This is a genomic window from Klebsiella sp. OBRC7 (assembly GCF_000293135.1).
In the GTDB taxonomy this organism is placed as follows: domain Bacteria; phylum Pseudomonadota; class Gammaproteobacteria; order Enterobacterales; family Enterobacteriaceae; genus Klebsiella; species Klebsiella michiganensis.
Map to the genome: position 1 here is coordinate 1 of NZ_ALNJ01000059.1, position 11,365 is coordinate 11,365.

Annotated in this window: 12 protein-coding genes; 4 read left to right on the forward strand and 8 right to left on the reverse strand. The window is 56.6% G+C overall.

Annotation, left to right across the window (positions count from 1 at the left end):
* Both HMPREF1144_RS12410 and cysE read left to right on the forward strand, forming a co-directional pair.
* The coding region (locus tag HMPREF1144_RS12410; RefSeq protein WP_009652927.1) for an NAD(P)H-dependent glycerol-3-phosphate dehydrogenase at positions 1-396 on the forward strand (396 nt) is incomplete at its 5' end.
* Between the two features lie 80 nt (positions 397-476).
* On the forward strand, positions 477-1,298 hold the full coding sequence (gene cysE, locus HMPREF1144_RS12415) for a serine O-acetyltransferase (protein ID WP_004106845.1): 822 nt from the start codon (positions 477-479) through the stop codon (positions 1,296-1,298).
* A 105-nt stretch (positions 1,299-1,403) separates the two neighbouring features.
* Here the strand turns inward: cysE and trmL are convergent, their stop codons facing one another.
* The 5 genes from trmL to HMPREF1144_RS12440 form a co-directional block, all read right to left on the reverse strand.
* Positions 1,404-1,877, reverse strand: a complete 474-nt coding sequence (trmL, locus tag HMPREF1144_RS12420; protein ID WP_009652928.1) for a tRNA (uridine(34)/cytosine(34)/5-carboxymethylaminomethyluridine(34)-2'-O)-methyltransferase TrmL — start codon at positions 1,875-1,877, stop codon at positions 1,404-1,406.
* Between the two features lie 115 nt (positions 1,878-1,992).
* A complete protein-coding gene (gene lldD, locus HMPREF1144_RS12425) occupies positions 1,993-3,222 on the reverse strand; it encodes an FMN-dependent L-lactate dehydrogenase LldD (protein ID WP_009652929.1) in 1,230 nt (409 codons plus the stop codon).
* A complete protein-coding gene (gene lldR, locus HMPREF1144_RS12430) occupies positions 3,222-3,995 on the reverse strand; it encodes a transcriptional regulator LldR (RefSeq protein ID WP_004855458.1) in 774 nt (257 codons plus the stop codon). Before lldR ends, lldD begins: the two co-directional genes overlap by 1 nt.
* Positions 3,992-5,647: an L-lactate permease gene (gene lldP / locus HMPREF1144_RS12435; protein ID WP_004855455.1), complete on the reverse strand. Its 1,656-nt coding sequence runs from the start codon at positions 5,645-5,647 to the stop codon at positions 3,992-3,994. Before lldP ends, lldR begins: the two co-directional genes overlap by 4 nt.
* A 352-nt stretch (positions 5,648-5,999) precedes the next feature.
* Entirely contained in the window at positions 6,000-6,362 is a 363-nt protein-coding gene (locus HMPREF1144_RS12440; protein WP_004855454.1) for a YibL family ribosome-associated protein, read from the reverse strand.
* Between the two features lie 275 nt (positions 6,363-6,637).
* Here HMPREF1144_RS12440 and HMPREF1144_RS12445 point away from each other — a divergent pair, with 275 nt between their 5' ends.
* Positions 6,638-6,862 carry a hypothetical protein gene (locus HMPREF1144_RS12445; protein ID WP_004855451.1) on the forward strand — a complete coding sequence of 75 codons (225 nt, stop codon included), beginning with the start codon at positions 6,638-6,640 and terminating at the stop codon, positions 6,860-6,862.
* Here the strand turns inward: HMPREF1144_RS12445 and mtlR are convergent.
* The 3 genes from mtlR to mtlA all read right to left on the reverse strand — a co-directional run bounded on the left by mtlR (position 6,851) and on the right by mtlA (position 10,630).
* Positions 6,851-7,447: a mannitol operon repressor MtlR gene (gene mtlR / locus HMPREF1144_RS12450; RefSeq protein ID WP_014227228.1), complete on the reverse strand. Its 597-nt coding sequence runs from the start codon at positions 7,445-7,447 to the stop codon at positions 6,851-6,853. The two genes, HMPREF1144_RS12445 and mtlR, sit on opposite strands and share 12 nt — an antisense overlap.
* Entirely contained in the window at positions 7,444-8,592 is a 1,149-nt protein-coding gene (mtlD, locus tag HMPREF1144_RS12455) for a mannitol-1-phosphate 5-dehydrogenase (protein ID WP_004855448.1), read from the reverse strand. Before mtlD ends, mtlR begins: the two co-directional genes overlap by 4 nt.
* Before the next feature lie 127 nt (positions 8,593-8,719).
* On the reverse strand, positions 8,720-10,630 hold the full coding sequence (gene mtlA, locus HMPREF1144_RS12460; protein ID WP_009652925.1) for a PTS mannitol transporter subunit IICBA: 1,911 nt from the start codon (positions 10,628-10,630) through the stop codon (positions 8,720-8,722).
* Between the two features lie 535 nt (positions 10,631-11,165).
* Between mtlA and HMPREF1144_RS12465 the strand changes: the two genes are divergently transcribed.
* The coding region (locus tag HMPREF1144_RS12465) for a DUF3302 domain-containing protein (protein ID WP_042927631.1) at positions 11,166-11,365 on the forward strand (200 nt) is incomplete at its 3' end.

The following is an 11,365-nucleotide window of genomic DNA, read 5'->3' on the forward strand; positions in this document are numbered from 1 at the left end:
ATCGGCTTTGGCGCCAACGCGCGTACCGCGCTGATTACCCGCGGGCTGGTTGAGATGTCGCGCCTCGGGGAGGCCCTGGGTGCCGATCCGGAGACCTTTATGGGGATGGCGGGCTTAGGCGATCTGGTGCTCACCTGCACCGATAACCAGTCGCGTAACCGCCGCTTCGGCATGATGCTCGGTCAGGGCATGGATGTGCAAAGCGCGCAGGAGAAGATTGGCCAGGTGGTTGAAGGCTATCGCAATACCAAAGAGGTTCGCGTTCTGGCGCAGCGTTTAGGCGTCGAAATGCCAATAACCGAGGAAATTTATCAGGTATTGTATTGCGGAAAAATTGCGCGCGAGGCAGCATTGACCTTATTAGGTCGTGCACGCAAGGACGAGCGTAGCAACTAACTGCGATGGAACCTGGATCACCTGAATGACCCGGCCAGCAAAGAACTGGCCGGTCATTATTATATCGTCTGGAGTCAGCAATGCCGTGTGAAGAACTGGATATCGTCTGGAATAATATTAAAGCCGAAGCTCGGGCTTTAGCTGACTGTGAGCCAATGCTCGCCAGTTTTTACCACGCCACGCTACTCAAGCACGAAAATCTCGGCAGCGCCCTGAGCTATATGCTGGCGAATAAACTGGCTTCTCCGATCATGCCCGCCATCGCGATTCGTGAAGTGGTGGAAGAGGCCTACGCCGCCGACCCGGAAATGATCGCCTCCGCCGCCTGCGATATTCAGGCGGTGCGAACGCGCGACCCGGCGGTGGATAAATACTCCACCCCGCTGCTCTATCTGAAAGGATTTCACGCGCTGCAGGCCTATCGCATCGGCCACTGGCTGTGGAATCAGGGGCGTCGGGCGCTGGCGATCTTCCTGCAAAATCAGGTTTCCGTATCGTTCCAGGTGGATATCCACCCGGCGGCGAAGATTGGTCGCGGGATCATGCTGGACCACGCCACCGGCATCGTCGTCGGCGAAACGGCGGTGATTGAAGACGACGTATCGATTCTGCAATCCGTGACCCTTGGCGGTACCGGTAAAACCAGCGGCGATCGTCATCCGAAAATTCGCGAAGGGGTGATGATTGGCGCCGGGGCGAAAATCCTTGGCAATATCGAAGTCGGGCGCGGGGCAAAAATCGGCGCGGGTTCGGTGGTGCTACAGCCGGTGCCGCCGCATACTACCGCCGCAGGCGTTCCCGCCCGCATTGTGGGCAAGCCGGAGAGCGATAAGCCCGCGATGGATATGGATCAGCACTTTAACGGCATACACCATACCTTCGAGTACGGCGACGGTATCTGATTGATTTCCCGGAGACGATGCTGCGCATCTATCCGGGCTACAAAACAGAGCGCTGTCCGGTAGCCCGGACAGGTCCTACGCGCCGCAATTCTGGAATCGCTCAGGCTAGCTGCGCAGCACCGCGCCGGGATAACCCAGCTGGCGCCAGGCTTCATACACCACCACCGACACCGCGTTCGACAGGTTCATGCTGCGGCTGTCCGGCATCATCGGAATACGGATTTTTTGTTCTGCCGGCAGCGCATCAAGAATGCTGCCCGGCAGTCCGCGGGTTTCCGGGCCAAACAGCAGAAAATCGCCGTCCTGATAGCATACCGCGCTGTGCGCCGGCGTGCCTTTGGTCGTCAGGGCGAACAGGCGCTGCGGCTTTGCGCTTTCAATAAAAGCGGCGTAATCACCATGGCGCTGGACGGCGGCAAACTCGTGGTAATCCAGACCTGCGCGGCGAAGACGCTTATCGTCCCAGGCAAAACCCATGGGTTCGATAATATGCAGATTGAAGCCGGTGTTGGCGCACAGGCGGATGATATTCCCGGTATTTGGCGGGATTTCTGGTTCGAATAAGACGATGTTCAGCATACTGCCCCCTTAATTGCGGGGGGCAGAATAGCAGATATTTGGTTAACCCTCACCCCGACCCTCTCGCGGAAAGGGAGCGGGAGAAAACCGGCGCCGGCCTGTGAGCCCGATGGCGTTAACCCGCCTGCCGGACGGTTCCCTCTCCCTGGGGGAGAGGGGGCACTGCCGGGTTTCCTGCTTTGATCGCATCAAAGGTCCGCAGCGCATCGGCATTCTGAACTAAAGATTCACGGCTGATTTCGCCGATAGTTTTCGCGCCGGTCAGCGTCATCGCCACCTTCATCTCTTTCTCGATCAGGTTCAGCAGATTGGCGACGCCCTGTTTGCCGTGGGTGGCCAGCGCATACAGATAAGCCCGGCCCAGCAGCACGCTATCGGCGCCGAGGGCAATCATCCGCACAACATCAAGGCCGTTGCGAATACCGCTGTCGGCAAGAATTGTGATATCGCCTTTAACCGCGTCGGCAATCGCGGGCAGGGCGCGGGCGGAAGAGAGCACGCCGTCGAGCTGGCGGCCGCCGTGGTTGGAAACCACGATCCCGTCAGCGCCGAAGCGTACCGCATCGCGGGCGTCTTCCGGATCGAGGATCCCCTTGATCACCATCGGGCCGTCCCAAAAGTCGCGGATCCACTCAAGGTCTTTCCAGGAAATCGAAGGATCGAAGTTATTCGCCAGCCAGCCGATATAATCCTCCAGACCGGTCGGCTTGCCGAGATAGGCGGAGATGTTGCCCAAATCGTGCGGACGGCCGTTTAACCCGACGTCCCATGCCCACTGCGGATGGGTCACCGCCTGCCAGTAGCGGCGCATTGCCGCGTTCGGGCCGCTCATCCCGGAGTGAGCATCGCGATAGCGCGCGCCGGGGGTTGGCATATCGACGGTAAAGACCAGCGTTGAACAGCCCGCCGCCTTCGCCCGCTCCAGCGCATTGCGCATAAAACCGCGGTCGCGCAGGACGTACAGCTGGAACCACATCGGGCGCTTAATGGTCGGGGCGACCTCTTCAATCGGGCAGACGGAAACGGTAGAGAGGGTAAACGGAATACCTTTTTCATCCGCCGCGCCGGCGGCCTGCACTTCACCGCGGCGGGCGTACATCCCGCACAGCCCCACCGGCGCCAGCGCCGTTGGCATCGCCAGCTTCTCGTTGAATAAGGTGGTTTCCAGGCTCAGGTCCGACATATTGCGCAGAATGCGCTGGCGGAGCGCGACGTCGGACAGGTCCTCAACGTTGCGGCGCAGGGTGTGCTCGGCGTAAGCGCCGCCGTCGATATAGTGGAACAGGAACGGTGGCAGGATACGCTGTGCGGCGGCGCGGTAGTCGCTGGCGGCGGAAATAATCATCACAAGTTCTCCCTGGAATTTTCGTTATGGTCACCGGGCAGGCGGGTAATTCGCGCCTGGCGAGCCTGGTCTTCATCAAAGCGTTTGATGGTGGCGTGAACAAAGCCCAAATGGGCCATCATCGCCTGTCTGGCACCTTCCGGGTCACTGGCGATAATCGCCTCCATGACCGCCTGGTGCTGTTCGGTCAGGCGAGCGAAGACCGGCGGGACGAGATACATCCGCTGGCGGCTCTCCTTGACTGAGGACTGTAAAAGGTCAAAAAAACCGCGCATGGTTTGCAGCAGCACCACGTTGTGCGACGCTTCGGCGATCGCCAGATGGAAGCGGACATCGGCCTGCGAGGCCAGGTCAGGGTCTTCGCTTTGGGTGGCTTCAAAGCAGAGGCGGATTTTCTCTTTTTCGGCATCGGTTGCCCGCATCGCCGCATGCCAGGCGGTACTGGCTTCGATGGCGTGACGGGCTTCGAGAATATCAAAGCTGTAATCGGGGTCGTCGGAGAGCAGCGTCTTCAGCGGTTGAACGATGTTTTGCTCCGACCACGCTTCGTGCTGCCAGCGCACGAAGGTGCCGCCGCCGCGACGGCTGAGCAGCACCCCTTCGTTGACCAGCATCGCCAGCGCTTCGCGCAGCGAATTGCGCGATACGCCCAGCTGCGCCGCCAGCTGACGTTCGGCGGGCAATCGCATGCCCGCCTCCAGCTTTTGTTCTTCAATCAGCGCCCGCACGCGACGGGCGACGTCGTCGGCAAGGCGTTTTGGCATCACTATCACGGGATCATCCAGGTTAAGACATACGCCTGCAGCGTGGTGATAACGCCGACCATACAGGTGAAAATCAGGCTGTGTTTGACGGTAAAACGGAACAGATCGGACTCCTTACCTACCAGGCCGACCGCCGCACAGGCGATGGCGATAGACTGCGGAGAGATCATTTTCCCGGTCACGCCGCCGGTGGTGTTCGCTGCGACCAGCAGGATATCGGAGACGCCAATCTGCTGGGCCGCCGTGGCCTGCAGTGCGGCAAACAGCGCGTTAGACGAGGTATCCGAACCGGTCAGAAATACCCCCAGCCAGCCGAGGAACGGCGAGAAGAAGGTAAAAGCATGGCCGGTGTGCGCCAGCGCAAGCGCCAGCGTTGAGGATAGACCGGAATAGTTGGAAATAAAGGCGAACGCCAGCACCATGCCGATGGAGTAAATCGGCAGCGCCAGCTCTTTCAGCGTGCTGCCAAAGGTCGAGATCGCGTCTTTCGGCTTCATGCGCAGCCAGACGATGGAAAGCAGCGCGGCGAACAGGATGGCGGTGCCGGTGGCGGAGAGCCAGTCAAACTTATAGACCGCGGCGTAAGGCGTGGCTTCGTTGACCACCGGCGGCATGCGGGCCACCATTTTGTCGAGAAACGGCACGGAAATATTAATCACAAAATCGTACAGTGCGCCGCCGGGGGCGAAAAGCGCTTTGAACGGCGGCACGCTCCACAGGGTCACCGTCGCGGTCAGAAACAGGAACGGCGACCAGGCGCGAATCACCTGTCCCGGCGTGTAATGCGTGCGGGCCAGGTTCATATCGACCTGCGATGCGCCCATATCGCCGAAGCGGAAGATGCGTACCGGCTGCCAGCGTTTGAGGAACAGCGTCAGACAGACCAGCGATACCAGTGAAGAGATAATGTCCGGCAGCTCCGGGCCGAGGAAGTTAGAGCTGAGGTACTGAGCGATAGCAAAGGAGCCGCCGGCGACCATGACCGCAGGCCAGGTCTCTTTAATGCCGCGCCAGCCGTCCATAATCGCCATGATCCAGAACAGGACGATGATGGTCAGGAACGGCAACTGGCGGCCAACCATCTGGCCGATTTCGAAGCTGTCGAGGCCCGTCACCTGTCCGGCGACCAGAATCGGAATGCCCATCGCGCCAAACGCGACCGGCGCGGTGTTAACGATCAGACACAGGCCCGCCGCATACAGCGGGTTAAAGCCGAGTCCCACCAGCAGCGCTGCGGTGATGGCGACCGGCGCGCCAAAACCGGCGGCCCCTTCGAGGAATGCGCCGAAGGAGAAACCGACAATCAGCATTTGCAGACGCTGATCCGGGGTAATCGACAAAATTGATGAGCGGATAATGTCGAACTGCCCGGTTTTCACCGAGATTTTATAGACGAAGACCGCGGCGATAATAATCCACGCGATTGGCCACAGGCCGTAGAAGAAGCCGTAGATGACGGAGGCCAGCGCGTGGTCAACCGGCATTTTGTAGAACAGCAGAGCGACGGAGAGCGCAATGAGCACGGTCCAGGTCGCGGCAACGTACCCTTTCAGCTTGAGCTTTATCAGGGCAAAAAAGAAAAACAGAATCGGTAGCGATGCGATAAGACTCGATAGCCAGATGTTGCCGGCCGGATCGTAATTTTGTTGCCAGAGGTTCATGCAGGTCTCCATCGGGCCGTTATGATGCCGTGCTGAGTCTTGCGCTCTTAGCAGGTCACATCATTTGTAAAATTGGCCCAGCCAAATTGCGATTGTAGGATTAACGACAACGAATGGTTAATCAAATGTTATTGATGAGCAATATGTCTGTGACGAAAAATGATGGATATGTGAACCATTGGACGATTTAAGAAAACATTGGTAGGGCCAATTAGTGGGGGATGACGTCTGAAACAGAGCCTGTCCCGGAGGCGATGCTGCGCATCTGTCCGGGCGACCGGCCCGCAGAGGGCAGTGAACCCGTAGCCCGGCTAAGCGTAGCGCGAGCCGGGAGATTCACGGGATGAAGATATCAGAAAGCGGTTTTGGCGAAGCCGGTCATCTCTTTGAGGCCCATTTCGCGGCCCAGCGCGGTCATCGGGTGGACAACAACCAGACCGCGTACGCTTTTCTTGAGCTTACCCATATCGGCCTGCTCTTTTTTGGTGATGGCGCGGCGATGCGGCATGCTCATCAGCTTTTGCGCTTCTTTGCTCAGCTTCTGGCCCTGAACCTCACGCAGGCGAACGAGTTCCGTCTCAATGGTGGCTTTCTCTTTTTCCAGCTCGGCGTATTTTTCTGCGGCGTCGACCAGGGACAGGTCGGCCTGCTGGTGGTGGATAGCGTCAAGACGATCGCTCAGACGTTTAATTTCGTTTTTTTCGACTTCTTTCATGGTGGCTTAATCTATTAAGAAAGGGGCGTTATCAGACTATAGTATGTGCTGTCGCTTGGGTTGTGGGTAGTTATTTATCAAAACGTCGCCGTTTTTTGCTCATAACAGCCGCAGCGGCATATTATAACTTATTGAACATAAAAATCATTTTAACCCAGAGTTGGCGAATATTCATTTCTGTGAAGCCTGACGGCCATTCAGCACGTTTTCCTCATCTGAAACCCTGTTTTTGGCTAATCCTTAATAGGATCATTCCCCCAAAAGAGGAGAGCGTGATGGCGAAAATAGGCGACAGCGTACCGCGCATTATTGATAAAGCCGTAGATTTTATGGCTTCAAGTCAGGCTTTTATGGAATATCTAAAAAAATCTCCGCGTTTGCAGCATATACCGCCGGATATCCCGGCAGATAAAGAAGCGCTATTTCTGCGGCGTCTTGAGTATTATCGTCAGCTTTATCGGCCGACGTGCGACCAGCAAGAGCCAGAATCAGAGCGTTGATTTTTGAAAGGCTTTTTTTAAGCTGATTTTAGAAATCAGCTCGGTCAGAGATAGCATCATTGTGGAACGTACGACCTGCTGGTAGCGCAGCTTTTGCATTGCCAGCAGTTCAGCGTCGCTCTCATCAAATTGCGGCGTGGGCGGCAGGGCGGCGACGCAGTGCAGCTCGCCAAACGGTCCGAGGATCTCATCGTCGGTAAAGCTATACTCATTACCGTCGTGATTCAGCTCTTCGCGCAGGGCCATCAGCAGTTCAGCGTCTTCATATTCGGCGCGGCTAATCACCCCAAGGCCGTAAATCAGCTTCAGGCGTACAGAAAGGTCGCCAAGCGGCCCGTCGCCGTCCAGCAACGGCTCCACTGCGTATTTCACCGCGTAGTCGTCTTTACGGAATACCTGAAGCACCAGAATATTGACCGCTTCCGTCAGCAGTTCAACGGTGGCGATCAGGAAGCTTCTTACGGTTTTGCCAGCATTCAGACGTTCAAGCACACGGTTTTCAAATGCCTGTGTTTCTTCCATTATTGCCTGCATATCTGACATGAGTAATGGGCGCGGTTCGGACCGCGCCAGGTCTTGCCTCATTTGGTGGCGTTATAGTCGTTAACGGCTTCCGCCACCACCTCGCTTGCTGCGTCCAGACCCGAAATCTGCGCCAGCGCGGCCTGTGGGCCTTTCTCGGCAATCAGCGCCGCCAGCTCCTGAGCCTGCGGGTCTTCTTCGCTGCGGAAGTGCATGGCAGCGGCGATCCCTTTCAGCAGATTCCGGTGCGGCAGGCCGTATTCCAGCGTACCGAGCAGCGGCTTAATTAAGCGGTCGCCCGCGCTCAGTTTGCGCAGCGGCTGGCGGCCAACGCGCTCAACGTCATCCTTCAGATACGGGTTCTCAAAACGACCGATAATTTTCTGGATGTAAGCGGTGTGCTTTTGCGCATCAAAGGCATAGCGTTTGATCAGCACCGCGCCGCTCTCTTCCATGGCGCCTTTGACCACGGCGCGAATGTGCTCATCAAGAATCGCGTCGCGAATCGTCTGATGACCCGCCAGTTTTCCGAGGTAGGCGGTTATAGCATGTCCGGTGTTTAAGGTGAATAGCTTACGTTCGACAAATGCCATCAGGTTATCGGTCAATTCCATACCTGGGATGTTCGGCAGTTCGCCTTTGAACTGGGTCTTGTCGACAATCCACTCGCTGAAGGTTTCCACGGTGACTTCCAGCGGATCGTGAGTGGCGGAAGCCGACGGCGGAACGATGCGGTCAACGGCGGAATCAACGAAGCCGACGTTGGCTTCAACCCAGGCTTTGTCTTCTTCGGCGAGGGCGTTAAAAACGTGACCCTTCAGCTGGGTGGTGCCGCGAACCATGTTCTCGCAGGCGATGATATTCAGCGGGGCGGTAATCCCCTGCGACTTACGTTTGGCCAGACCTTTGGCAATCGCCGGGGCGATGCGTTCCAGCACGACCGGGCCGACGGCGGTGGTCACCAGATCCACGCTGGCAATCAGCTCTACAACTTCGTCGCCGATGCTGCTGACGGCGTCAACGCCGGAAACGGTATCGACCTGCTCATTCTCGCCGACCACGTGAACCTGGTAGCTATGACGGGCATTCAGGGCATCGAGCACGACCTGATTTACATCCGCAAACGTCAGCTGTATCCCCGCGTCCGCCAGCAGTTTGCCGATAAAGCCACGACCGATATTACCTGCGCCAAAATGTAATGCTTTCATAGTATTAACCTTCAATTAATGTTTTTACCTGAGAGGGCTGGGGTCAGGCGTTTCCCTCACCCCAACCCTCTCTCCCCACGCGTAAGGAGAGAGGGGGGCGTTGCCCGGCGTACCGCCGGGTGACGGATTACGCTTTCAGCAGCGTCAGAACTTCTTCAACGCTGGTGGTTTTTGCCAGACGCTCAATGACCGATTCATCGTCCAGCGCGTTGGTCAGGCTGGTAATCACCTGGATATGCTCGTTATTACGCGCGGCAATACCGATAACCAGGCGAGCCACCTCGTCCTCTTCTTCGCCGAAGCGTACGCCTTCCGGGTACTGGCAGAAGACGATGCCGGTTTTCAGAACGCGATCTTTGGCTTCGATAGTGCCGTGCGGGACCGCGATGGACTCACCCAGATAGGTGGAGGTCAGCTTTTCACGATCCAGCATCGCCTGGACGTATTCCGGCTCAACGTAGCCGCCTTTCACCAGCTGCTCGCCGGCAAACAGAATCGCTTCTTCTTTGGTCGCCGCTTTACGACCGAGGAAGATGTTCTCCGCGCCGAGTTTGAACAGATTGGTGTCAGACGCGTCGAAGCTGTCTTTCAGGCTGTCGCGGACTTTCTCTTCGTTATCCGTGTGGCGCTGCGCCGAAACCAGACGTTCGGTCAGGCTGGTGTACAGGCCGCTGTCGAGGAAGTTGGTCAGCGAAATATGCTGCGCCTGAGGCACCTGACGCATCGCACGCTCGGTCAGGTCGCGGTGGGTGATGACCAGGTCAACATCCGGCGGCAGGTTGTTGATCGCACTGTTAGTCACGGAGATGTTGCTCAGCCCGGCATCCTGCACTTTTTTACGCAGCACACCTGCGCCCATCGCGCTGGAGCCCATACCGGCGTCGCAGGCGACGATGATTTTACGCACGTGGCTCAGGTCGTTCGCGACATCGCCAGCGGCCAGCGGAGTAGCGGCGCCTTTGGATTCGGCTTTCATATCGTGCATGCGACGGGTCGCGGCTTCGATATCATCTTCTTCTTTCACTTTGCTGGTTTTCAGCAGCACGGCTGCGACCACGAAGGAGACGGCCATCGCCGCAATAATCGCCGCGATGTTAGCAAAGTAAGCGCCTTTCGGCGTCATCGCCAGCACGGCGAGGATAGAACCCGGAGAAGCCGGAGAGACCAGCCCGCCGTTGAGGATAGTCAGGGTGAATACGCCGGTCATCCCACCGAGGATAACGGCCAGAATCAGACGCGGGTTCATCAGCACGTACGGGAAGTAAATCTCGTGAATACCGCCGAGGAAGTGGATGATTGCCGCACCGCCTGCAGACTGTTTCGCGCTGCCGCGGCCGAAGAACATATACGCCAGCAGGACGCCCATCCCCGGACCCGGGTTAGCTTCAATCAGGAAGAAAATAGATTTACCCAGCTCGTGGGATTGCTGAATACCCAGCGGCGAGAAAATACCGTGGTTAATGGCGTTGTTGAGGAACAGGATTTTCGCCGGTTCAACAAAGATAGAGGCCAGCGGCAGCATCTCGTGCGCCACCATGAAGTTAACGCCTGCGGCCAGAATTTTCGACAGGACTTCAACCGCCGGGCCAATGCCGAGGAACGCCAGAATGGCGAGGATCATACCGATGATGCCCGCGGAGAAGTTATTCACCAGCATCTCAAAACCGGACTTGATCTTACCGTCTACCCACACGTCGAATTTTTTAATTGCCCAGCCGCCCAGCGGGCCGGCGATCATGGAACCGAGGAACATCGGCATATCCGCGCCGACGATAACGCCCATGGTGGTAATCGCGCCGACCACGCCGCCGCGCTCGCCGCCAACCAGCTTACCGCCGGTATAACCGATCAGCAGCGGCAGCAGATAGGTGATCATCGGACCGACCAGCTTCGCCAGCGTTTCGTTCGGTAACCATCCTGTCGGAATGAATAGTGCGGTGATAATACCCCACGCGATAAACGCGCCGATATTTGGCATCACCATATTGCTGAGGAAACGACCAAAGCTTTGCACTTTGATCTTGATATCGGATGACATAAAACACCCCTTCTTCTGTTTTTGCTATCGGCAGGCTGAAAGCCCGAGGCTTGTTGTTAATAAGGCGGCAGAGGTAGCCGGGCCCTGAGTGATAGTGCGAAATCTGGCACTGAATCGTTAAGCTGTCCAGTCGGTGGATTTTTATGTGATTTGGATCACATGAATATAGGGCGATGATGGTCTTTTGTAGTGATCTGAATCACAAAATGGATGTGTAAAAAAACAACAGACCGGGTTTTAAGGGGGGATAATGCATTTTTATGTGATGAAAATCACAAATTTACTTTGACGTTTTGTTATTTGTTTGTGATGTTCATCACAAAATATTTTCACCGGGATTTAGCCCGGTGTGATCTCGCGCAGGTTATGCCGCGTTCCGCTTGCTGATACGTCACTCAGCAACGCAATCGCTTAAAGAACATTTTAGTCGTCAATGGCGAAAATGATACGGGTGAATTATGCTCATTTTGTCGGCCCTTTTTTCATCCGGCCCGGCACACATCCTGAAAATAATTAGCGTAAATCCGAGGAAATTATGTTTCTCAATTATTTTGCGCTCGGCGTTCTGATCTTTGTATTTCTGGTGATTTTTTATGGAATCATCATTCTCCATGATATTCCTTACCTGATCGCGAAGAAACGTAATCACCCGCATGCCGATGCGATTCACGTCGCGGGCTGGGTGAGCCTTTTTACGCTGCACGTCATCTGGCCGTTTTTATGGATCTGGGCCAC